Genomic DNA, 21,641 nt, shown 5'->3' with positions numbered 1-21,641 from the left:
CATCCGGCCGCGTAGCGGCCCCCATATCCCCCCGGGGGAGAAGAGACTGGCGCCGGGGCGGACGACCACCAAACCCCACGGGGGGAGGTGGGGGTGGACCCCAAAGACATTTGAAATATGCGGGGGCAGCAGGGGGGGGGGGGGGGGACCCGACGCCCCCATTGTCCTGCTTCTCGGGGGCGGCTGGGCGGGGGCCCCCCCACTTCGACATCGGCCTCATCACCCTCAATCCACGAAAATCAGCGCCGGTGTTTCCAGCAGCGTCTTTATCCGCTGGATGAACACCGCCGCGTCCCAGCCGTCGATGACGCGATGGTCGAAGCTCGACGACAGGTTCATCATCTTGCGCGGCATGAACTGGGTGCCGTCCCACACCGGCCGCACCATCATCTTGTTGACGCCGATGATCGCCACTTCCGGATGGTTGATCACCGGCGTCGTCGCCACGCCGCCCATGGCGCCGAGCGAGGTGATGGTGATGGTCGAGCCGGACAGCTCGTCGCGTGTCGCGGTGCCGGACTTGGCAGCCTCGGCCAACCTGATGACCTCAGTGCCGCATTCCCAGATGTCGCGCGCCTCGGCATGCCTGACCACCGGCACCACCAGCCCCGACGGCGTCTGCGCGGCAATGCCGATATGGATGCCGCCATGCTGGTGGATGATGCCGGCCTCGTCGTCGAACAGCGAATTGAGGTTGGGCTGGTCCGCTATCGCCTTGACCATCGCCCGCATCAGGAACGGCAGCAGCGTCAGCTTCGGCCGCTCCACGCCCGGGCGCTTCTCCTTGTTGAGCGCGGCGCGCAATTCCTCGAGTGCTGTAACGTCGATCTCCTCGACATAGGTGATGTGCGGGATGCGCGATTTGGACAGCGTCATCTTCTCGGCGATCTTGCGCCGCAGCCCGACCACCTTGATGTCCTGTATCGTATCGTTGCGGGCGAGACCGGATGTCCTGGCGACCTGCGGGCCGCGCGCCAGGAACGCCTCGATATCCTCATGGCCGATGCGCACGGCAGGGCCGCTCCCCGCAACCTGCCGGAGATCGATGCCCGCCTCTTTTGCCCGCAGACGGACGGCCGGAGAGGCCAACGGTCTTTCGCCCTCGGGACGGGGTGCGCCGGCGGGCGCGACAACTCCGGACGTCGGCGCTGTACCCCCACCCCTAGCCCCTCCCCACAAGGGGGAGGGGGATTCTGTCTGCGCTGCTCGCACGCTTTTCGCGGAGGACTCTGATGATGGCGAAGTAGATTTTGCTCCGCCCTTGGAGGCCGTGGCGCGTCCCCCTCCCCCTTGTGAGGGGCTAGGGGTGGGGGTACTCTCAGCCGTGACTTTTGCCGGCGTCGCACCACCCGCAACATTGCCCTCGCCCGCCACCTTCAGCCGCACGATGGGCGAGCCGATCGCCACCGTGTCGCCGATCTCGGCGCCCAGCCACAGGATTTCGCCGTCGACAGGCGACGGGATTTCGACCGTCGCCTTGTCGGTCATGACGGCGGCAAGCACGGTGTCCTCGCGCACCATGTCGCCGATCTTGACGTGCCATTCGACGAGCTCGGCTTCGGCGACACCTTCGCCGATATCGGGCAGCTTGATGATGTGTTCGCCCATCTCAGGCCCCCATGGTTTCAAGCAAAGCACGGCCTACCCGGGCGGGACCGGGGAAATAGTCCCATTCCTGCGCATGCGGATAGGGCGTGTCCCAGCCGGCAACGCGAGCGACCGGCGCTTCGAGGTGATAGAAGCAGTTTTCCTGCACCAGGGCCGACAGTTCGGCGCCGAAGCCCGACGTCAGCGTCGCCTCGTGCACGATGACGCAGCGCCCGGTCTTCTTGACCGAGGCGACGATCGTGTCGAGATCGAGCGGCAAAAGGGTCCTGAGATCGATGATCTCGGCATCGATGCCGGTTTCCTCGACCGCGGCCTGCGCGACATAGACCATGGTGCCGTAGGCGAGCACGGTGAGGGCCGAGCCTGCCCGGCGGATCGCCGCCTTGCCGAGCGGCACGGTGTAGTGGCCGTCGGCGACCTCTCCGAGCTCATGTTTCGACCACGGCGTCACCGGCCGGTCGTGATGGCCGTCGAAAGGGCCGTTGTAGAGCCGCTTCGGCTCCAAAAAAATCACCGGATCGGGGTCTTCGATCGCCGCGATGAGTAGCCCTTTGGCGTCATGTGGGTTGGACGGCACCACGGTCTTCAGTCCCGACACATGGGTGAACAGCGCTTCCGGGCTCTGGCTGTGCGTCTGGCCGCCAAAAATGCCGCCGCCGGTCGGCATGCGCACCACGATCGGACAGGTGAAATCGCCGTTGGAGCGGTAACGCAGCCGTGCCGCTTCCTGCGTCAGCTGGTCGTAGGCCGGATACATGTAGTCGGCAAACTGAATCTCCACGCACGGCTTCAGGCCATAGGCGGCCATGCCGATGGCCGAGCCGACAATGCCGGATTCGTTGATCGGCGCATCGAAGCAGCGGCTCTTGCCGTATTTGGCCTGCAGGCCTTGCGTGCAGCGGAATACGCCGCCGAAGAAGCCGACATCTTCGCCGAACACGACGACTTTGTCGTCGCGCCCCATCGACACGTCCATGGCATCGCGAATGGCCTCGATCATGGTCCGTCTCGGCATGGCTCAAACCCCCGCCTGCTGGCGCTGGCGTCTGAGATGCGGCGGCATCTCGGCATAGAGCCCTTCAAACATGTCGCGCGTCGACGGCTTGCCGCCGGCATGCAGAGTGCCGTGGCTTTCGGCTTCCTTCTGCGCCGCGATCACCGTGTCGAGGATTTCCGCCTCGGCCTGCGCGTGCCGTTCGTCCGACCAGACATCGAGCGCGATGAGATGGTTCTTCAGCCGCACGATCGGGTCGCCGAGCGGCCAGGCGTCGGATTCGGTCTTCGGCCGGTAGGCGGACGGGTCGTCCGAGCTCGAATGCGCGCCGGCGCGGTAGGTGACATATTCGACCAGCGTCGGCCCGAGATTGCTGCGCGCCCGCTCCGCCGCCCATTTGGCGACCGCATGGACGGCGAGATAGTCATTGCCGTCGACGCGCAGCGACGGGATGCCGAAGCCGAGGCCGCGGGCGGCAAACGTGCCCGAGCCGCCGCGCGCGATGCCCTGGAAAGTCGAGATCGCCCACTGGTTGTTGACGACGTTGAGCACGACAGGCGCCTTGTAGGTGGAGGCGAACACCAGTGCCGAATGGAAGTCGGACTCGGCCGTCGAGCCGTCGCCGATCCAGGCGGCTGCGATCTTCGAATCATTGCTGATTGCCGACGCCATCGCCCAGCCGACCGCCTGGATGTACTGCGTCGCCAGATTGCCGGAGATCGAGAAGAAGCCGTGCTCCTTCGACGAATACATGATCGGCAATTGCCGGCCCTTCAGCGGGTCGGCCTCGTTGGAATAAATCTGGTTCATCATCGTGACCATCGGGTAGCCGTCGGCGATGAGCAGGCCGGCCTGGCGATAGGTCGGAAAGTTCATGTCGCCGGGTTCAAGCGCCTTGCGGAAGGCGCAAGCCACCGCCTCTTCGCCCAGATGCTGCATGTAGAACGAGGTTTTGCCCTGCCGCTGCGCCATCTGCATGCGCGCGTCGAAGGCCCGCAGCGTCATCATGTGGCGCAGCCCGGCCAGCAGCTCGTCGCTGGAAAGCAGGCCGGCCCAGGGACCGACGGCCTCGCCATTGCGGTTCAGCACACGGATGATCGAGAAGGCATGATCGCGGATTGTTCGCGGATCGACATCGATCTCGGGGCGCGGCACCGAGCCGGCCTTGGGGATCGGCACATTGGAAAAGTCAGGCGTCCCGCCCGGCCGCACTTCCGGTTCCGGAACGTGGAAACGCAACATCCCAGCATCGGCCATGACCTTTGTCCTCCAATGTTGCCTGGTGCCGATATTTGCATATCTGCGCCGCCAGGCCAGTGCGAATTCGTCGGGGTAGCCTGCGGACGTCGGTCCCGGCCGCGCCGGCCGATCCAGCCTCCCCAGCACCAAGATGAAGATATGTCGACGAAATTTCTTGTCGATGTTGGGGGATGGCGCGCAATTAGGGAGAAGGTTGGGCTGGGTTTGCCGGAAGATAAGGTGATTGGCGAAGGCGGCGAAGCGTAATCTCCCTCCTTGAGGGGGAGATGGCCGGCAGGCCAGAGGGGGTCGGTTCGACTGGATGCGACCTCCTTGCGGCAGACGAAGGTTAGCGCTCCACGCGCAACGACCCCCTCTGTCGCCTTCGGCGACATCTCCCCTCAAGGGGGGAGATTACTCGCTCCGCCGCTTTTGCCAATCTTCCACGCTGCGAGAAAATCACGCGCATCATCCTTTGCCCCAATCACCAACCTCCATTCACCCCGCCCCCGCATCATGCTAACCAACCCGCCATGGCACAGAAGAAAGCATATGAGGTCGATGGGTGGTTGGCGCGGCCTGATGCGCGCATTTCCATCGTCCTGCTTTACGGCCCCGATCGCGGCCTCGTCTCCGAGCGGGCGAAGGCCTTTGCCGGCAAGACCGGCCTGCCTCTCGACGATCCCTTCTCCGTGGTCCGGCTGGAGGGTTCGGAGGTCGACCGCGACGAGGGCCGGCTGCTCGACGAAGCCCGCACCGTGCCAATGTTTTCCGACCGGCGGCTGCTGTGGGTGCGCAATGCCAGCGGCCAGAAGGCATTGGCCGACGACGTCAAGGCGCTGACGGCGGAGCCCGCGCGAGACGCGATCATTCTCATCGAGGCCGGCGATCTCAAGAAGGGCGTCGGCCTGCGCGCCATCGTCGAGGCGGCGGACAACGCCATGGCGCTGCCGTGCTATGCCGATGAGGCGCGCGACATCGACGCCGTCATCGACCACGAACTGGGCAAGGCTGGCATGTCGATGACCATGGAAGCGAGGCAGGCGCTGCGCCGCAATCTCGGCGGCGACCGGCTGGCCTCGCGCGGCGAGATCGAGAAGCTCGTGCTCTATGCCCATGGCCAGACCGAGATTGGGCTGGAGGAGGTCAAGGCGATGTCGGGCGACGTCTCCGGCGCCTCCTTCGATGACGCGGTCGACGCGCTTCTCGAAGGCAAGATCGGCGACTTCGACACCGCCTTCAGCCGGCATTGCCAGTCCGGCGGCCAGCCCTTCCTGGTGCTGTCCTCGGCAATGCGGCAGTTGCAGCAGATCCAGGTCATGCGCGGCCAGATGGAGTCCGGCAGCCGCAACGCCGCCTCGGTCGTCGCCGCCGCTCGCCCGCCGGTGTTTTTTTCGCGGCGCAAGCTGGTCGAGAAGGCGCTGGAGCGCTGGAGCACCGACGCGCTCGGCCGCGCGCTGACGCGGCTGCAGACAGCGGTCCTGCAGACGCGGCGAAGGCCGGATCTTTCCGTCGCGCTGGCAAGGCAGGCGCTGCTTGGTATTGCCGTGGAGAGCAGCCGGCTGGCGCAAAGGTAGGAGATTGGCGATCTCCCCCCTCGTGGGGGAGATGGCTGGCAAGCCAGAGGGGGGCGCTGTCCCGCCGACGTCTCTATTGGCTAGAATGCGCCACCTGACAGCTTGTCAGCTATCTAGAAGTGACCAAAGCTGGCGTTCCTTCACGCCCCCTCTGCCCTACCGGCATCTCCCCACAAGTGGCAGGGCTATCGCATATGGAATTCCTGAGATGTCTGCCCGGCACGGACCCCCACCCCTAACCCCTCCCCACAAGGGGAGCCAAACACAGGCGCCGCAAAGAGAAGGGCCGGCTACCGCCAGCCCTTTATGCTCTCAAGCCCGTGCCAACCAGCTCAGCTGGACCTTAAGCCAGGAGTTAATTTGCCGGCTAACTACCGATCCTGCTTCAGCCTGCGGCACAGCTCATCAAGCTGTTCCAGCGACCGGTACGAAACCCGCAGCACGCCGCCTCTGCCCTTGTGATCCACCGACACGATCATGCCGATCGTGTCGGTCAACAGTTTTTCCAGCGCCAGCGTGTCGGCGTCCTTTTCGTCAGGACTTGGCGCCGGCTTGGCTTCCCTGGCGCTGCTGGTGCCGGCCGGCATCTGCGCCAGCGCTTCGGCCTGGCGCACCGAAAGGCCCTCTTCGACGATGCGCTTGGCAAGGCCGGCCGGATCTTCCGCCGTCACCAGCGTGCGGGCATGGCCGGCAGACAGGGCGCCGTCGACCAGCATGTCGCGGATCACGTCCGGCAGCTTCAAGAGCCTGAGCGTGTTGGCGACATGGCTGCGGCTCTTGCCGATCACCTGGCCGAGATCGGCCTGGGTGTAGCCGTGCTCGTCGATCAGTTGCTGATAACCAAGCGCCTCCTCGACTGCATTGAGATCGGTGCGCTGGACGTTCTCGATAATCGCCAGTTCGAGCGCGGTGCGGTCGTTGACCTCGCGGATGATGACCGGGATCTCGGACAGCCCGGCGCGCTGCGCCGCGCGCCAGCGCCGCTCGCCGGCGATGATTTCGTAGCGGCCGGCCTGTGTCGGCGAAGGCCGCGCCACCACCGGCTGGACGACGCCGTGTTCGCGGATCGACTGGGCAAGATCGGTCAGCTCGGCGTCGCCGAAATGCCGGCGCGGATTTTTCGGATTGGGGGTCAGGAACTCGATCGGCACCTTGCCGTCGGCGCTCATGCCGGGCTTCTCAGGCGCTGCGGGGCGATCGATCTCGCCGATAAGCGCAGCCAGTCCACGCCCCAGTCTCTTTCTTGAAAGGTCTTCGCTCATCTTTATTCCAGTTGGCTATTCCAAATCGTTTCGGTATCGAATCGGCTTTTAGCTATGCATCCGGCCTAATCAAGCGGCGCGTAACTTGCGCTCGCGGCGGATCACTTCCGACGCCAGTTGCAGATAGGCCTGGCTGCCGGAGCACTTCAAATCATAGAGGATCGCCGGCTTGCCGTAGGACGGCGCCTCGGACACCCGCACATTGCGCGGAATGACGGTCTCGTAGACCTTGTCGCCCATATGCGCCCGCACATCCTGCACCACCTGGTTGGCGAGATTGTTGCGGCCGTCATACATGGTCAGCACGATGCCCTGGATGGTGAGATCCGGATTGATCGAGCGGCGCACCTGCTCGACCGTCTCCAGCAACTGGCTGAGACCTTCGAGCGCGAAAAACTCGCATTGCAGCGGTACAAGAACAGAATCGGCCGCGGCCATTGAATTCAAAGTCAAAAGGTTGAGCGATGGTGGGCAGTCGATCAGCACATAGCCGAATGGTGCGCCGCGCTCGGTCGCAGCGCGCAGCGCATTGCGCAGCTTGAGCACCCGGTCGGGCGCGGAGGCGATCTCCATTTCGATGCCGAGCAGGTCGAGCGTCGACGGCACGATCGACAGGCCGGGCACGGCTGTGGGGATGGCCGCGGCCTCCAGCTCAAGCTCGCCGGTCAGCACGTCATAGGAGGACACCGTGCGGTCCTTGCGATCGATGCCGAGGCCGGTGCTGGCATTTCCCTGCGGATCGAGATCGACGATCAGCACCTTTTCGCCGATCGCGGCCAGCGCGGTCGCCAGATTGATGGCGGTCGTTGTCTTGCCGACACCGCCCTTCTGGTTGGCTACGGTGATGATTCGGGGGCCATTCTTCATCATGGGTCTATGCCAGAAGTTCATTTTGGGATCGCCAAAGCGTCTGACACGTCGCGGATCAGACAGGTCGCAGGTTGGACAGTTCAAGGATGACCCCATGCGGGTCGGTCACACTTGGATGTTCTACCAGATCGAAGGACCATCGGTGAACGCTTTCTTCCACTTCGGCGCGGTAATCCCGGCCTTTGTGGAACAGGCCGCGCGCGCCTGACGTCAGCCATGGCGCCGACAGGTCCAGCAAGGTCGAAAGCGACGCCAAAGCCCGCGCCGTGACAACTTGCGGTGTCGAAACAAGCGCATGGCTGTCATCGATGCGGCGCGCCACGACTCGCGCCGGCAGCCTGAACTGCCCGACGACGGTCTGCAGGAAGGACGCCTTTTTGCGATTGCTTTCAACCAGGTCGATGCTGGCGCCGTCGCGCTCGGCAAGCAGGAAAGCCATGACAAGGCCCGGAAATCCGCCGCCCGAGCCGAGATCCACCCAGCGCGTGGCAACCGGTTCTATGCGTCCGAGTTGGGCGCTGTCCAGGATATGGCGCTGCCAGACATCGCCCGACGTCGATTGCGCCACCAGATTGATGCTGCGATTCCATTTCTGGAACATCTGCTCGAAGGCCACCAGCCGATCGAATGTTTCACGTGAAACCGGGCCTGCCGCGTCCTGCAGGCTCTCTAGGGAAATAGAACTCACGCAACTTCCTTTTGTGGGCGCTGGGTGCTTTCCGCGTGACGGACATGCGCGACGATGATCGCCAGCGCCGCCGGCGTCATGCCTTCCATGCGCTGGGCATCAGCGATGGAGCGCGGCCGCCGCGCCTGCATCTTCTGCTTCAGCTCGTTCGACAGACCCGGCACTCCGGCGAAATCGACCGTCTCGGGGATAAGCCGGCTCTCCTCATGCCGGATTTGCGCCACGTCAGTTTTCTGACGATCCAGATAGACAGAATACTTCGCTTCCGTCTCGAGGCGCTCCGCCGTCTTGCCGTCGATCGCCGCAAAGCGCGGATCGACGCCGGCCAGCCAAGCGACATCGACGTCAGGATAGGACAGCAATTCATAGCCGGACCGGCGCACGCCATCCCGGTTGATGTCCAGCCCGTGTCGCGCCGCCTCGTTCGGCGTCAGGGCGAGCGACTTCGCCAAGTCCCGCGCCTCATCCAGGCTTTGCATGACCTGCCCGTAGCGTTGCATGCGCTGTGCCGAAGCGATGCCCAGCTTCGCAGCCAGAGGCGTCAGTCGTTCATCCGCATTGTCGGCACGCAGCGACAGCCGGAATTCGGCCCGAGAGGTGAACATCCGGTAGGGTTCGCTGATGCCGCGGCTGGTCAGGTCGTCGACCATCACCCCAATATAGGCTTCGGTGCGGCTGAGCACGATCTGCTCGCTCCCCGCCGCCCGCCGCGCCGCATTGAGGCCTGCGAGCAAGCCTTGCCCGGCTGCTTCCTCATAGCCGGTCGTGCCGTTGATCTGCCCGGCGAGGAAAAGACCCCTGATGCGCTTCGTCTCCAGCGTCTGATGCAGTTCGCGCGGATCGACGTGATCATACTCGATGGCATAGCCGGGCTGCAGCATGGTTGCGCGCTCCAGCCCCGGAATGGTTTTCAATATATCGAGCTGTACGTCTTCGGGCAGCGAGGTCGAAATCCCATTGGGATAAACCGTGTTGTCATCGAGCCCTTCCGGCTCGAGGAAGATCTGGTGCCCGTCCCTGTCGCCGAACTTGACGATCTTGTCCTCGATCGACGGGCAGTAGCGCGGCCCAACGCCCTCGATCGAGCCGGAATACATGGCCGACCGGTCAAGATTGGCGCGGATCAGCTCATGCGTGGCCGTCGTCGTGCGGGTGATGCCGCACTCGATCTGCGGCGTGGTGATGCGGTCGGTCATCAGCGAGAACGGCACAGGATTCTCATCCGCCGCTTGGCTTTCCAGCGACGCCCAGTCGATGGTCCGGCCGTCGAGCCGTGGCGGCGTGCCGGTCTTCAGACGGCCGAGCTTGAAGCCCGCGCGATCCATCGTCGCCGAGAGCCCAAGGCTGGCCTGCTCGTTCATGCGGCCGGCAACAATCTTCTTCTCGCCGATATGGATAAGTCCGCGCAGGAAAGTTCCGGTCGTCAAAACGACAGCGCCACAGGCAAGCCGCCTTCCATCGGCCAGGAGAACGGCCACGATCTGCCCATCGTCGATTTCGAAGTCCAGAACCTCGCCTTCGACCACGTCGAGATCTTTCTGCTGCCGAATCGCTTCCTGCATGGCGAGGCGATAGAGCTTTCGGTCGGCCTGCGTGCGCGGCCCGCGTACTGCTGGGCCCTTGCGGCGGTTGAGCAGGCGGAACTGGATACCGGCAGCATCCGCCACCCGCCCCATCAAGCCGTCCATGGCATCGATCTCGCGGACCAGGTGACCCTTGCCGAGCCCGCCGATCGCCGGATTGCACGACATGACCCCGATCGTGTCGAAACGCAGCGTCACCAAAGCGGTCTTCGCACCGGCGCGCGCTGCAGCGCTGGCCGCCTCGCACCCGGCGTGGCCACCGCCCACCACAACCACATCATAGTGATTGGTCATTTCCAAACGTCCTAGACTCAAATGAATCAGGGACACATGTCCCCGTGAGGCTTTGCTGTCAAGAAAACTCCGCGGGTCGTTTCACGTGAAACAACCTTGCGGGCTGTCAGCTCCATGTTTCACGTGAGTCACCAAGGCCGCCTGACGCGTTTCACGTGAGTCACACAGGCAGCGCAGCGCGGTGGCCCAGACGAAGCCTCCCCGCCTTCGTCATCCACGAGCGGAGCGTCCGCGAATCGGCGTCGCGGAGACCCGAGGATCCATGCCGTGACCTTGGCCAAAGAGTACAGCGGAGCAGAATTCTGCATCGTGGCCGCTGCTTTGATGTCGCGGCATGGATCCTCGGGTCTGCGCTGCGTCGCTGCGCTCCTTGCTTCGCCCGTGGATGACGAAGCGATACACCGCACTGTTTCACGTGAGTCATTTCCCAATACAGAACTGTGAGAAAATCACATCCAGCATCTCCTCGACGTCGATGGCGCCGACAATACGGCCCAGGCGATCCGCGGCAAGCCGCAACTCTTCGGCGCGCAATTCCTGCCCGACAGTCTGGCCGTCGGTTGCACGAAGCAGGTGCCTATTCGCTGCGCCAAGCAATTCGACGTGGCGCAGGCGCGATGGCAAAACATCACCGACGCTCCCGGCTGCTTCGGCAGCTCGCCGGCCGATTTCCGCCAGCAGTCTCTCCACGCCCGTCCCGTTTTTTACCGAAATGACAAGGTTGTAGTCTTCCATCGCCCCGCTCGCCGCGCGGTCTTCCAGCAGATCGCGCTTGGTGCCAACGCGCAAGGTCGGCGCCGCGGTCGGCAATGAACGAATATCCCCAGGATTCGTAACATCCTGCAGCAACAGCAAGAGATCGGCGCCATGCGCCTTGGCCCTCGCCTTCTCGATGCCGATCGCCTCGACCTTCCCCGGCGCATCGCGCAGCCCGGCCGTATCGGTAAGCCGGACCCGCAGCCCCTGGAGATCAAGTGTCACTTCAAGCAGATCCCGCGTCGTGCCGGGTTCATCCGTTACTATAGCGGCATCCCGCCGGGCCAGGGCATTGAACAGACTCGACTTACCGGCGTTGGGCGCGCCAAGGATCACGACCTCGAAGCCGTCGCGAATGATCTCGGCGGCGCGAAACCCGGCGATGTGGCGATCGATCTCGCCGATCATCGTCCTGACATCGGACCAGACCGTATCCGAAACGGAACCGGGGACATCGTCCTCATCGGCGAAATCGATTTCCGCCTCGATCATGGCGCGGGCATGGATTAGTCTGCGGCGCCAGCCGAGATAGAGTTCGCTCTGAACGCCTTCGGCATTTTGAACGGCAAAACGCCGCTGCGCCTCGGTCTCGGCGTTGACGAGATCCGCCAGTGCCTCCGTCTCGACAAGGTCGACCTTGCCGTTGAGAAAGGCCCGGCGCGTGAATTCGCCGGGTTCCGCGTGCCTGACGCCGTCAAGGCCTGCGATCGTCTCCAGCATTTTTGCCACAACGGCACGACCGCCGTGAACATGGAATTCCGCAACGTCCTCGCCGGTGAAACTGGCCGGACCGCGAAAGAAAACGACCAGGCCGGTGTCGAGCAAGGTCCCGTCGGGTGCCCTGAATCGGCGCAGAACTGCCGAGCGGTCCTTAACCATGCTGCCGGCAATCGTTTCGACTACGAATCGAGTCTGCGGGCCGGAAATGCGGATGACGCCAACCCCGGCCGGAAGCCGGCCGCTCGACAGCGCTACGATGGAACCGCCTGAAATCATTTGCCCGCTCTACCGAACCGCCCTAGCTTTACGCCTATCCGACCCATCCGAGTTTGCCCATCGTGACGTTGCCCGCGCAAAACCTGCTCGCTGAAGAAGCAAGCCCCTATCTGCAGCAGCACAGCGGCAATCCCGTGCACTGGCGCGCCTGGTCGCCGGCTTCGCTCGAGGAGGCGAAGGCGCTGGACAGGCCGATCCTGCTCTCGGTCGGCTATGCCGCCTGCCACTGGTGCCACGTCATGGCGCATGAAAGCTTCGAGAACGATGGTGTCGCCGCCGTCATGAACCGTCTGTTCGTCAATATCAAGGTCGACCGCGAGGAGCGTCCCGACATCGACCAGATCTATATGGCTGCACTCTCCGCCATGGGCGAGCAAGGCGGCTGGCCGCTGACCATGTTCCTGACGCCGGACGGCAAGCCGTTCTGGGGCGGCACCTATTTTCCGCGCGAGCCACGCTATGGCCGCCCCGGTTTCATCCAGGTGATGGAGGCGGTGGACAAGGCCTGGCGCGAGAAGCGGGCGAGCCTCAACCAGAGTGCCGACGGCCTGACCTTACATGTCGAGGCGCGGCTTGCCGGCTCGCATGCGAAAACAGGGCTCGATCGCGGCACGCTGGCTGAGCTTGCCAAGGGTATAGACGGCATGATCGACCGCGATCTCGGCGGCCTGCGCGGCGCGCCGAAATTCCCCAATGCGCCGTTCATGCAAACGCTGTGGCTGTCCTGGCTGCGCGACGGCAACGCCAGCCACCGCGACGACGTCCTACTCAGTCTTGAGCAGATGGTGAGCGGCGGCATCTACGACCATATCGGCGGCGGGCTCAGCCGTTACTCGACCGACGCCGAATGGCTGGTGCCGCATTTCGAAAAGATGCTTTACGACAATGCCCAGCTGATCCGCTTCTGCAACTGGGCCTATGCCGCAAGCGGCAACGAGTTGTTCCGGGTCCGAATCGAAGAGACGATCGACTGGCTGCTGCGCGAAATGCGCGTCGACGGCGGCGCATTTGCCGCCAGTCTCGACGCCGACAGCGACGGCGAGGAAGGGCTGTTCTACACTTGGAGCAAAGACGAGGTCGAGGCCGCACTCGGTGACGATTCCGCCTTGTTTGTCAATCACTTCACGCTCTCCAGCCCGCACGGCTGGGAAGGCAAGCCGGTTGTTCACCAAACCCTGTCCCAGCAATCGCAATATGTGATCGATCGCGAAGAGATCAGCCCGCTCAAGGGGAAACTCCTTGCAGTCCGGGAAGAGCGGGTCAGGCCCGGCCTTGACGCAAAGACCCTCACCGACTGGAACGGCCAGATGATCGCGGCGATTGCAGAAGCCGGCCGGTCGCTGGCGCGGCCTGACTGGATCGATGCGGCGGCAAAAGCCTTTGCCCATATCCGCGCTGCCAGCCGCGACGGCCGCTTGCCGCATTCGATGCTCGGCGCCAGAAAACTGTTTCCTGCTTTGTCCAGCGACTATGCCGCCATGACCAACGCAGCCATCTCGCTGTTCGAGGCCACTGGGGATTGGAGCTATGTCGACCAGGCCGGCCAGTTTGTCGAGCAGCTCGACCATTGGCACGCCGATACCGAAAAGGCAGGTTATTACCTGACTGCCTCGGACAGCACCGACGTGCCGATCCGCATCCGCGGCGATGTCGACGAGGCCATTCCGTCCGCCACCGGCCAAATCATCGAAGCACTGGTCCGGCTCGCCTCCGTCACCGGCGATCTCGAGCTGCACGAGAAAGCCTGGGAGGTCGCCGAACATGCCGCCGGCCGTGCCGCAAACCAAGCCTATGGCCAGGCCGGCATCGTCAACGCCTGCGCGCTGGCGATCGAGCCGCTCAAACTGGTCATCGTCGATACGCTGGGCGATCCAAAGCTCGTTCCGGTTGCGAATCAAAACCCGGATCCAAGGCGGGTGGACATCATCGTGCCGATCGGTACGGATACGAATCGACCCTTGCTACCCGGCGGGATGCTGCCGCCGACCGATAAAGCGGGCGCCTGGCTCTGCACCGGCCAGGTTTGTCTTCCCGCCGTCACGGATCCCGAAGAGCTGGAACGCCTTCTCAACCACCAATAGGTCAGGCGCCTTGCGCCGGCTCGGAGAACGCCTCGGTCGAAGAACCAGCCGGCCGGCGCTTGAACAGCAAATCCTTGGCGGCGATCACCGCACCGATGGTGATCAGCACGCAGGCGAGCGCCACCGACCAGTGAAACACACCAAAGCCTGCCAGCAACAGCACGATGACCGACAACAGCGGCGCGGCGTAGGACAGGGCGCCAAGGATCATGATGTCACCGTGCTTGCAGCCAAAATCCCAGGCGTAGAAGCCGGCTCCCAGAGGAATCGTGCCCAGAATGACGATAGCCGTCCACTGCGTCGGCGTCTGCGGCCAGACCGTGGTCTCAAGCATCAGGTGCAGCGAGAAAGCGACCGCCGCCGTGATGAAGCAATAACCGGCCACGACATCCGTCGGCACCTGGCCGAAGCGGCGTGACAGGACGGAATAGCCAGCCCAGATGAAGGCGCAGAAGAGCGCGATGACATGGCCCTTCATCACCCCATTGGCTAGGCCGACATTGCCGCCCTTGGTGATCACCACGATGGCGCCGGCAAGCCCTAGAACGACGCCGACGATGTGATGAACCCGGAGCCTTTCGCCAGGCAGGAAGGCGGCGAAAACAACGATCAGCAGTGGCCAGAGATAGGCGATCAAGCTGACCTCGACCGGCGGCGCCGACTGGATCGCGAAAAAATAGGCGCAGTGGTAGATGCACAGTCCCGCCGTGCCGACCGCCCAGACCGGCCATGGCTGCCGCAGCGATCGGATCGCGCCTGGGCGAAAGATCCAGCTGCCGGCGCCAACCAGCCCTCCGAGCAGGAAGGTCATGGCTGCCAGCTGAAACGGCGGGATCGAGCCAGCGGCGGTCGAAAGCAGCGCCAGGAAAGACCAGGTCAGGATGGCCGAAAAGCCGATCAGGGTCGGGATTGTCTTCTTCACGTCGCTGCTTCCAGTTTGCAGACACGAGCTTTGCATGAACGCGAAATCGTCTGCCGCCACATACAGCCGCCCGATATCGGGAAAGCGACCTGCCGCCGGACAATGAAAAACCCCATCCCGGTTTCGCGGAATGGGGCTTCAATACACAGACCGGATGATTTCGGCCTGACCTTTACGTGTTCATCGAATCGAAGAAATCCGCATTGGTCTTGGTCTGCTTGAGCTTATCGATCAGGAACTCGATCGCGTCGGTGGTTCCCATCGGCGCCAGGATGCGGCGCAGCACAAAAATCTTCTGCAGATCCTGCTTGGAAACCAGCAGGTCTTCCTTGCGGGTGCCGGACTTCAAGATGTCCATGGCCGGATAGATGCGCTTGTCGGCCACCTTGCGGTCGAGCTGGATTTCGCAGTTGCCGGTGCCCTTGAACTCTTCGAAGATGACTTCGTCCATGCGGCTGCCGGTATCGATCAGCGCGGTGGCGATGATGGTCAGCGAGCCGCCTTCCTCGATGTTGCGGGCGGCGCCGAAGAAGCGCTTCGGCCGCTGCAGCGCGTTGGCGTCGACACCGCCGGTCAGCACCTTGCCGGATGACGGCACAACGGTGTTGTAGGCGCGGCCGAGACGAGTGATCGAATCGAGCAGGATGACGACGTCGCGGCCATGTTCGACCAGGCGCTTGGCCTTCTCGATGACCATTTCGGCGACCTGCACGTGGCGCACGGCCGGCTCGTCGAAGGTCGAGGAGATCACCTCGCCCTTCACCGAGCGCTGCATGTCGGTCACTTCTTCCGGCCGCTCGTCGATCAGAAGCACGATCAGATAGCATTCCGGATGGTTGGCGGTGATCGAGTGGGCGATGTTCTGCATCAGAACCGTCTTGCCGGTACGCGGCTGCGCGTTGATCAAAGCGCGCTGTCCCTTGCCGATCGGCGCGACCAGGTCGATCACACGGGCCGAGATGTCCTTGGTGGTCACATTCTCGATCTCCATCTTCAGCCGCTTGGTCGGATAGAGTGGCGTCAGATTGTCGAAGTGGATCTTGTGACGGATCTTCTCGGGATCGTCGAAATTGATGGTGTTGACCTTGAGCAGCGCGAAATAGCGCTCGCCCTCTTTCGGGCTGCGGATCGGCCCTTCGACCGTATCGCCGGTCTTCAGCGAAAAGCGCCGGATCTGCGACGGCGAAATATAGATGTCGTCGGGACCTGGCAGATAATTGGCGTTGGCGGAGCGCAGGAAGCCGAAACCGTCCTGCAGCACCTCGACCACGCCATCACCGATGATCTCGATCTCCTGGGCGGCCAGCTTCTTCAGGATCGCAAACATCAGCTCCTGCTTGCGCATGACGCTGGCGTTTTCGACCTCGAGCGATTCGGCATAAGCGATCAGCTCTGGCGGTTTCTTGTTCTTGAACTCAGCGAGTTTCATTTCTTGCATAGACGGACCTTGGTAGATTGAGTCTGGGAATAGATGGAGTCTGGGTAGGCTTTGGGAAAATATCGGCGGGATGCGACAAATGCCGGGCGCGGCCGAAAACAACGAGGGGCGGCGCATGACGGGAAGGAAGACCCGTCTTTTATCGTCGGTCGGGTGAAAGAGCAAGCTGCGTTTTGCGTGACCTATGAAGGCTTAAAGCGCATCAATGCCTGTCGTTGTCTCCTGGGCGTTCTTGAGCGGCATGCATCAGAACGGCTTGACGACCACCAGGATGACGATTGCGATCATCAGCAATGTGGGGATCTCGTTGACCATCCGCCAGTGCCTGGCGGGTTTTTCGTTGCGGTCCTCGGCGAATTTGCGCACCGCGCCCGAGAGATAGCCATGCATGGCCGACAGCAAAAGCACGGCTCCTATCTTGGCATGCAGCCAGCCGCCCTGGAAACCAAAACCCTTCCAGGCGAGCCACAGGCCGAACACCCAGGTGACGATCATCGCCGGGTTGATGATGCCGCGCAGCAGGCGCCGCTCCATCACCTTGAAGGTCTCCGATTGCACCGAGCCCTTCTCGGCATCCGCATGATAGACCAGCAGCCGCGGCAGATAGAGCATGCCCGCCATCCATGAGATGACGGCGAGGATATGGATCGCCTTTGCCCAGGGATAGAAACTGTCGGGTGCGGCGAAATACAAAAGCGCGGTGAGAACGACCAGCACGGCGATACCTGATATCATGCGCATCATCGCCTGGCCGGTGCTGTTCGTGTTGTTCATCTGAGCCATTAGCGTGTCGCGCTCCGCACCTGTTTCACCATCGCCTCGACATGGGCGATCGGCGTCTCCGGCGTGATGCCGTGACCGAGGTTGAAGATCAGCGGCCCGTCTCCCAGCGCCTTCAGGATCGCCTCGACACCATCCGACAGCGCCTTGCCGCCAGCCACGAGCCGCAAGGGATCGAGATTGCCCTGAACCGCACCTGAGCGCTGCAATTCCTTCGCCGCGACCAAGGGCACCGTCCAGTCGATCCCCAGCGCCGTTACGCCGGTCTTTTGCCGATAGGTCCGGTAGCGCGAACCGGCGCCCTTGGGAAAACCGATGATCGGAACATCGGGATGAACCGCCCGCACCCGGCCAACGATCTCGGCCATTGGCTGAACGCAGAACAGGTCGAAAGTTTCATCGTCCAGCACGCCGGACCAGGAATCGAAAATCTGCACCACATCCGCACCCGCCTCGATCTGGCGGATGAGATAGGCGGCCGAATGTTCGGCAAGCACCTTCAGCAGTCGTTGAAACGCCACCGGCTCGCGATAGGCAAAAAGCCGCGCCGGCGCCTGGTCGGGTGTGCCATGGCCGGCGATCATGTAGGTCGCCACCGTCCACGGCGCGCCGCAGAAGCCTATCAGGGTTGTCTCTTCGGGCAGTTTGGCCCGCAACCGGCGAACCGTCTCGTAGACCGGTTCGAGATTCACGTGAAACACCTTGCCTTCCAGAGCCAAGATCTCCGGCGCGGTGATCGGCGTCAGCAGCGGCCCTCTGCCCTCTTCGAAGCGAACGTCACGGCCAAGCGCATGCGGAACGACAAGGATATCGGAAAACAGGATCGAGGCATCGAAGCCGAAGCGCTCGATCGGCTGCAAGGTGACTTCGACCGCAAGATCGGGATCGTAGCAGAGATCGAGGAACGACCCCGCGCGTCTGCGTGTCTCCCGATACTCCGGCAGATAGCGCCCGGCCTGACGCATCATCCAGAGCGGAGGCGGAAAATGAGCCTTGCCCCTGAGGACATCCAGCATGATCCGGTTCTGGGGCATCGGGCGCTCGCTTCTCCCAGCCTCTTCTATAATCAAAGATTCTTATATCTAAGATTCTTCTGATTCTAAGAGTCTGTTGGTTCTGGTGGTTGTCACCTGTCCCGCTTTGCCCCGGAAAACACCAGCCAACATATTGTCGCGTGCTTCTTTTTCCCAGATGTAGGGTTCTGGGGATAGCTCCGAATCGGCCAATCGAGTCAAAGTGTTAGGCACAGCGGTGAAAGGCGGGTCCTGTGGACGGACCGTAGTCGAAAAAAGCCGTCCCCAAACTTGTCCCCAGTCGCCCGACGAAGCTGACAGCGCATCGAATTGTGGACAAACTGCCATCTGATACAGTCGCCTCCGACAGGCCCGTCTTTTCATCCCGCTTTATCCACAGAAGCCCACAGCCCCAGGTGACCCCTGTGAACAAACCCCAGAGCTTCTTCCACCTGCACCTGATTTCCGACGCGACCGGCGAAACGCTGCTTGCCGCCGGCCGGGCAGCTTCCGCGCAGTACAAGGACGCGCGCGCCATAGAGCATATCTATCCGCTGATCCGCACCGAAAAGCAGGTGGCGAAGGTGTTCGACGACATCGAGGAAGAGCCGGGCATCATCCTCTATACGGTCGTCGACCAGAAGCTGGCACGCGGCATCGACGAGCGCTGCGCGGCCATGGGCCTGCCCTGTGTATCGGTGCTGGAGCCGGTGCTGACCGTGTTCCAGTCCTATCTAGGCACCCCGGCCGGCCGCCGCGTCGGCGCCCAGCATGTCCTCGACGCCGAATATTTCCGCCGCATCGATGCGCTCAATTTCACCATGGACCATGATGACGGCCAATTGCCGCTCAATATGGACGATGCCGATGTCGTGCTGATCGGCATTTCTCGCACGTCGAAGACGCCGACCAGCATCTATCTCGCCAACCGCGGCATCAAGACCGCCAACATCCCGATCGTGCTCGGCGTGCCGGTGCCGGAAAGCCTGGTTGCCGCCAGCAAGCCGCTGATCGTCGGGCTGATCGCCACCGCCGAGCGCATCTCGCATGTCCGGCAAAACCGCATCCTCGGCAACAGCAGCTCGTATGAGGCATCGGATTATGTCGACCGCGCCGCAATCGCCGAGGAGCTCGCCTATGCCCGCAAGATCTGCACGCGCCATGGCTGGCCGATGATCGACGTCAGCCGCCGCTCGATCGAGGAAACGGCGGCGGCCATCGTTGCCCTGCGGGGGAAGACGCGCTAGGGCGTCGATATTCAGGTGATGCCGGCCTGCAAATGGCGGCTTCCTGCGCTTCCGGTGCTCACGTACTTTAAGTACGCTCCGCTCCGGTTCTCGGAAGCCACCATTTTCGACTCGGCCTGACCTGAATCTCAACACCCTAGTCGGTGCCAGAAAACCAGGCGTAAAAACCATGACCGAGAAAATCATCCTCGCTTCAGGCAGCCCGTTCCGCAAGGCGATGCTGGTCAATGCCGGCGTCGATGTCGAGGCGGTTCCCGCCGATGTCGACGAGCGCGCGCTCGAGGGGCCTTTGCAGGACAGCGGCGTCTCGCCCGAGGACGTCGCCCTGGTGCTGGCCGAGGCCAAGGCCACCGAAGTCAGCGAGCGCAGGCCGGGCGCCCTGGTTCTGGGCTGCGACCAGACGCTGTCGCTCGGCGACGAGGTGTTCCACAAGCCGGCCGACATGGAAGGCGCACGCCGGCATCTGTTGGCGCTGTCGGGCAAGACCCATCAGCTCAACAGCGCCGCGGTGCTGGTTCGCGACGGCAAGGTCTTGTGGCGGCATGTCGGCATCGCCTCGATGACCATGCGCAAGCTCGACCCAGCCTTCATCGGCCGCCATCTCGCCCGCGTCGGCGCCAAGGCGCTGCCCAGCGTCGGCGCCTACCAGGTAGAAGGCGAAGGCATTCAATTGTTCGAGAAAATCGAAGGCGACCATTTCACGATTGTCGGCTTGCCGCTGTTGCCGCTGCTGGCCGAACTGCGCACGCTGGGAGCGATCGATGGCTGAGGTGTCAAAGAAGGCCTTCGTCACCGGCCATCCGGTCAAGCATTCGCGCTCGCCGAAGATCCATGGCTACTGGCTGGCCAAACATGGCATCGACGGCAGCTACCAGGCCATCGATGTCGCGCCGCAAGACTTTGCCGAGTTCGTGAAGACGCTGCCGGCAAACAATTATCGCGGCGGCAACGTCACCATCCCGCACAAGGAGGCGGTCTTCGCGCTGTCCGAGCGCCGCGACCAGGCCGCTGAAGAGATCGGCGCCGTCAACACGCTGTGGTTCGAGGACGGCGTCTTGTGGGGCGGCAACACCGACGCGCACGGCTTTGCCGCCAATCTCGACGATCATGCGCCGGGCTGGGCGGGCAAGGGTCCGGCGGTCGTGCTTGGCGCCGGCGGTGCGTCGCGCGCGGTCATCCATGCGCTGAAGGAGCGCGGCGTGACCGACATCCGCATCGTCAACCGCACTGTGGCCCGAGCGCAGGAATTGCGCGATCGCTTCGGCGCCGGCGTGTCGGCGCATGGCATGGCGGCTACGGATGAACTGCTCGGCGATGCCGGCCTGCTGGTCAACACCACTGCGCTCGGCATGCATGGCAATGAAGGCCTGTCGGCCGATCCCGCCCGGCTGCCGGACCACGCCATCGTCACCGACATCGTCTATGTACCGCTGGAGACGCCCCTGCTTGCGGCGGCGCGCGCCAGGGGCCTGAAGACGGTCGACGGTCTCGGCATGCTGCTGCATCAGGCCGTGCCCGGCTTCGAGCGCTGGTTCGGCATCAGGCCGCGGGTGACGGCCGAACTCCGGGCGCTGATCGTCGCCGATCTGGTGCCGAAGCCATGATCGTGCTCGGCCTCACCGGCTCGATCGGCATGGGCAAGTCGACGACGGCAAAGATGTTCACTGACGCCGGCGTGCCGGTCCATGATTCCGACGAGACGGTGCATCGCCTCTATGCCGGCAAGGCAGCCCCCCTGGTCGAGGCCGCCTTTCCCGGCACCACATCTGCCGGGGCGGTCGACCGGACAAAGCTTGGCGCGCGTGTGCTCGGCGACGCCGCCGCGCTGAAGCGGCTCGAGGCGATCATCCATCCGCTGGTTCGCGCTGATGCCGATGCCTTTCTGGCCAGGCATCGTAGATCAGGCGCGCCGATCGCCGTCCTCGATATTCCCCTGCTGTTCGAAACCGGCGGCCGCAACCGCGTCGACAAGGTCGTCGTCGTCACCGCATCGGCCGAGACCCAGCGCGAGCGTGTGCTGGCGCGGCCAGGCATGACCGAGGAAAAACTGGCGTCGATCCTGGCCAAGCAGGTGCCGGATACGGAAAAGCGTCGTCAGGCCGATTTCGTGGTCGACACCGGCCAGGGGCTGGACGCCGCGCGGACTCAGGTAAATGCGATCATTGCGGAACTGATCGGGGTCGGCGAGCCGGGCCATTGACACTGGCTGCCGTCTGTTAACGTCAGCGCCGCCCCTCATCTGCCTGCCGGCATCATCTTCTCCCCGTGTAGTGACGTGGAGAAGGAGCTGGCC

18 protein-coding genes are annotated in these 21,641 nt (G+C 63.4%); 6 read left to right on the top strand and 12 right to left on the bottom strand.

The window, feature by feature from the left end:
• Positions 1 to 225: 225 nt before the first annotated feature.
• Genes NKJ04_RS26325 through NKJ04_RS26315 form a run of 3 tightly spaced genes read right to left on the bottom strand, consistent with a single transcriptional unit; the run spans position 226 to position 3,859 of the window.
• Positions 226 to 1,608, bottom strand: a complete 1,383-nt coding sequence (locus NKJ04_RS26325; RefSeq protein ID WP_352678030.1) for a dihydrolipoamide acetyltransferase family protein — start codon at positions 1,606 to 1,608, stop codon at positions 226 to 228.
• Between the two features lies 1 nt (position 1,609).
• Positions 1,610 to 2,623, bottom strand: a complete 1,014-nt coding sequence (locus NKJ04_RS26320) for an alpha-ketoacid dehydrogenase subunit beta (RefSeq protein WP_027162844.1) — start codon at positions 2,621 to 2,623, stop codon at positions 1,610 to 1,612.
• Between the two features lie 3 nt (positions 2,624 to 2,626).
• Positions 2,627 to 3,859, bottom strand: a complete 1,233-nt coding sequence (locus NKJ04_RS26315; RefSeq protein WP_352678027.1) for a 3-methyl-2-oxobutanoate dehydrogenase (2-methylpropanoyl-transferring) subunit alpha — start codon at positions 3,857 to 3,859, stop codon at positions 2,627 to 2,629.
• Between the two features lie 515 nt (positions 3,860 to 4,374).
• On the opposite strand from NKJ04_RS26315, the gene holA reads away from it, so the two are divergent.
• Positions 4,375 to 5,418: a DNA polymerase III subunit delta gene (gene holA / locus NKJ04_RS26310; protein WP_352678024.1), complete on the top strand. Its 1,044-nt coding sequence runs from the start codon at positions 4,375 to 4,377 to the stop codon at positions 5,416 to 5,418.
• Between the two features lie 371 nt (positions 5,419 to 5,789).
• On the opposite strand, the gene NKJ04_RS26305 is transcribed toward holA, so the two are convergent.
• The 5 genes from NKJ04_RS26305 to mnmE all read right to left on the bottom strand — a co-directional run bounded on the left by NKJ04_RS26305 (position 5,790) and on the right by mnmE (position 11,867).
• Positions 5,790 to 6,680: a ParB/RepB/Spo0J family partition protein gene (locus NKJ04_RS26305; protein ID WP_352555682.1), complete on the bottom strand. Its 891-nt coding sequence runs from the start codon at positions 6,678 to 6,680 to the stop codon at positions 5,790 to 5,792.
• A gap of 69 nt (positions 6,681 to 6,749) precedes the next feature.
• A complete protein-coding gene (locus NKJ04_RS26300; protein ID WP_013528736.1) occupies positions 6,750 to 7,550 on the bottom strand; it encodes a ParA family protein in 801 nt (266 codons plus the stop codon).
• 55 nt (positions 7,551 to 7,605) lie between these two features.
• Complete coding sequence (rsmG, locus tag NKJ04_RS26295) at positions 7,606 to 8,238, bottom strand: 16S rRNA (guanine(527)-N(7))-methyltransferase RsmG (RefSeq protein ID WP_031213658.1); 633 nt, start codon at positions 8,236 to 8,238, stop codon at positions 7,606 to 7,608.
• The gene (gene mnmG / locus NKJ04_RS26290) at positions 8,235 to 10,115 is read right to left on the bottom strand and encodes a tRNA uridine-5-carboxymethylaminomethyl(34) synthesis enzyme MnmG (protein WP_352678019.1); all 1,881 of its coding nucleotides are present in this window, start codon (positions 10,113 to 10,115) and stop codon (positions 8,235 to 8,237) included. Before mnmG ends, rsmG begins: the two co-directional genes overlap by 4 nt.
• 420 nt (positions 10,116 to 10,535) lie before the next feature.
• Positions 10,536 to 11,867, bottom strand: coding sequence for a tRNA uridine-5-carboxymethylaminomethyl(34) synthesis GTPase MnmE (mnmE, locus tag NKJ04_RS26285; RefSeq protein ID WP_128305993.1), 1,332 nt, complete (start codon positions 11,865 to 11,867; stop codon positions 10,536 to 10,538).
• A gap of 62 nt (positions 11,868 to 11,929) precedes the next feature.
• Between mnmE and NKJ04_RS26280 the strand changes: the two genes are divergently transcribed.
• Complete coding sequence (locus NKJ04_RS26280) at positions 11,930 to 13,948, top strand: thioredoxin domain-containing protein (protein WP_352678017.1); 2,019 nt, start codon at positions 11,930 to 11,932, stop codon at positions 13,946 to 13,948.
• Between the two features lies 1 nt (position 13,949).
• On the opposite strand, the gene yddG is transcribed toward NKJ04_RS26280, so the two are convergent.
• The 4 genes from yddG to hemE all read right to left on the bottom strand — a co-directional run bounded on the left by yddG (position 13,950) and on the right by hemE (position 18,122).
• Positions 13,950 to 14,870, bottom strand: coding sequence for an aromatic amino acid exporter YddG (gene yddG, locus NKJ04_RS26275; protein ID WP_031213659.1), 921 nt, complete (start codon positions 14,868 to 14,870; stop codon positions 13,950 to 13,952).
• Positions 14,871 to 15,042: 172 nt separating this feature from the next.
• Positions 15,043 to 16,308 (bottom strand): transcription termination factor Rho, encoded by a 1,266-nt coding sequence (gene rho, locus NKJ04_RS26270; protein ID WP_013528732.1) that lies wholly within the window; start codon positions 16,306 to 16,308, stop codon positions 15,043 to 15,045.
• Positions 16,309 to 16,554: 246 nt separating this feature from the next.
• Positions 16,555 to 17,091: a protoporphyrinogen oxidase HemJ gene (gene hemJ / locus NKJ04_RS26265; RefSeq protein WP_352678013.1), complete on the bottom strand. Its 537-nt coding sequence runs from the start codon at positions 17,089 to 17,091 to the stop codon at positions 16,555 to 16,557.
• Positions 17,091 to 18,122 (bottom strand): uroporphyrinogen decarboxylase, encoded by a 1,032-nt coding sequence (gene hemE / locus NKJ04_RS26260; protein ID WP_352555693.1) that lies wholly within the window; start codon positions 18,120 to 18,122, stop codon positions 17,091 to 17,093. Before hemE ends, hemJ begins: the two co-directional genes overlap by 1 nt.
• A gap of 311 nt (positions 18,123 to 18,433) precedes the next feature.
• Here hemE and NKJ04_RS26255 point away from each other — a divergent pair, with 311 nt between their 5' ends.
• From NKJ04_RS26255 to coaE, 4 genes are all read left to right on the top strand, one after another.
• Entirely contained in the window at positions 18,434 to 19,348 is a 915-nt protein-coding gene (locus NKJ04_RS26255) for a pyruvate, water dikinase regulatory protein (protein WP_502897971.1), read from the top strand.
• Between the two features lie 169 nt (positions 19,349 to 19,517).
• Positions 19,518 to 20,117, top strand: a complete 600-nt coding sequence (locus tag NKJ04_RS26250) for a Maf-like protein (RefSeq protein WP_352678009.1) — start codon at positions 19,518 to 19,520, stop codon at positions 20,115 to 20,117.
• The gene (locus tag NKJ04_RS26245; RefSeq protein ID WP_352678007.1) at positions 20,110 to 20,952 is read left to right on the top strand and encodes a shikimate dehydrogenase; all 843 of its coding nucleotides are present in this window, start codon (positions 20,110 to 20,112) and stop codon (positions 20,950 to 20,952) included. The genes NKJ04_RS26250 and NKJ04_RS26245 overlap by 8 nt, the downstream gene beginning before the upstream one ends.
• Positions 20,949 to 21,548: a dephospho-CoA kinase gene (gene coaE, locus NKJ04_RS26240; RefSeq protein ID WP_352678005.1), complete on the top strand. Its 600-nt coding sequence runs from the start codon at positions 20,949 to 20,951 to the stop codon at positions 21,546 to 21,548. The genes NKJ04_RS26245 and coaE overlap by 4 nt, the downstream gene beginning before the upstream one ends.
• The last annotated feature ends 93 nt before the right edge of the window (positions 21,549 to 21,641 follow it).

Origin of the sequence: Mesorhizobium sp. M0618 (assembly GCF_040320765.1) — a bacterium.
Lineage (GTDB): Bacteria > Pseudomonadota > Alphaproteobacteria > Rhizobiales > Rhizobiaceae > Mesorhizobium.
This window is presented reverse-complemented; position numbering and strand designations above follow the sequence as displayed.

Excerpts from the sequence above, each read along its gene's own strand:
- NKJ04_RS26325 (WP_352678030.1), bottom strand. The coding sequence starts at position 1,608 with ATGGGCGAACACATCATCAAGCTGCCCGATATCGGCGAAGGTGTCGCC.
- NKJ04_RS26320 (WP_027162844.1), bottom strand. The coding sequence starts at position 2,623 with ATGCCGAGACGGACCATGATCGAGGCCATTCGCGATGCCATGGACGTG.
- NKJ04_RS26315 (WP_352678027.1), bottom strand. The coding sequence starts at position 3,859 with ATGGCCGATGCTGGGATGTTGCGTTTCCACGTTCCGGAACCGGAAGTG.
- holA (WP_352678024.1), top strand. The coding sequence starts at position 4,375 with ATGGCACAGAAGAAAGCATATGAGGTCGATGGGTGGTTGGCGCGGCCT.
- NKJ04_RS26305 (WP_352555682.1), bottom strand. The coding sequence starts at position 6,680 with ATGAGCGAAGACCTTTCAAGAAAGAGACTGGGGCGTGGACTGGCTGCG.
- NKJ04_RS26300 (WP_013528736.1), bottom strand. The coding sequence starts at position 7,550 with ATGATGAAGAATGGCCCCCGAATCATCACCGTAGCCAACCAGAAGGGC.
- mnmG (WP_352678019.1), bottom strand. The coding sequence starts at position 10,115 with ATGACCAATCACTATGATGTGGTTGTGGTGGGCGGTGGCCACGCCGGG.
- mnmE (WP_128305993.1), bottom strand. The coding sequence starts at position 11,867 with ATGATTTCAGGCGGTTCCATCGTAGCGCTGTCGAGCGGCCGGCTTCCG.
- rho (WP_013528732.1), bottom strand. The coding sequence starts at position 16,308 with ATGCAAGAAATGAAACTCGCTGAGTTCAAGAACAAGAAACCGCCAGAG.
- hemJ (WP_352678013.1), bottom strand. The coding sequence starts at position 17,091 with ATGGCTCAGATGAACAACACGAACAGCACCGGCCAGGCGATGATGCGC.
- hemE (WP_352555693.1), bottom strand. The coding sequence starts at position 18,122 with ATGCCCCAGAACCGGATCATGCTGGATGTCCTCAGGGGCAAGGCTCAT.
- NKJ04_RS26250 (WP_352678009.1), top strand. The coding sequence starts at position 19,518 with ATGACCGAGAAAATCATCCTCGCTTCAGGCAGCCCGTTCCGCAAGGCG.
- NKJ04_RS26245 (WP_352678007.1), top strand. The coding sequence starts at position 20,110 with ATGGCTGAGGTGTCAAAGAAGGCCTTCGTCACCGGCCATCCGGTCAAG.
- coaE (WP_352678005.1), top strand. The coding sequence starts at position 20,949 with ATGATCGTGCTCGGCCTCACCGGCTCGATCGGCATGGGCAAGTCGACG.